General features: G+C 50.5%; 1 tRNA gene and 1 rRNA gene. Both read right to left on the bottom strand.

Annotated features, from left to right (window positions below):
- Window position 1: 1 nt before the first annotated feature.
- Window positions 2-77 (bottom strand) — tRNA-Glu (locus RTW80_RS28375).
- A 171-nt stretch (window positions 78-248) separates the two neighbouring features.
- Window positions 249-311, bottom strand: a 16S ribosomal RNA gene (locus RTW80_RS28380); the annotation flags it as partial.

Raw genomic sequence — 311 nt, forward strand, 5'->3', positions numbered from 1 at the left:
GTGGCGTCCCCTAGGGGATTCGAACCCCTGTTACCGCCGTGAAAGGGCGGTGTCCTGGGCCTCTAGACGAAGGGGACACGAAAATTGCTTATCACGCGTTGCGTGATATTTTCGTGTAGGGTGAGCTTTCATTAATAGAAAGCGAACGGCCTTATTCTCTTCAGCCTCACTCCCAACGCGTAAACGCCTTGCTATTCACTTTTCATCAGACAATCTGTGTGAGCACTTCAAAGAACGCTTCTTTAAGGTAAGGAGGTGATCCAACCGCAGGTTCCCCTACGGTTACCTTGTTACGACTTCACCCCAGTCAT

It is taken from the genome of Escherichia sp. AM3, from assembly GCF_032029835.1.
GTDB lineage: Bacteria > Pseudomonadota > Gammaproteobacteria > Enterobacterales > Enterobacteriaceae > Escherichia > Escherichia coli.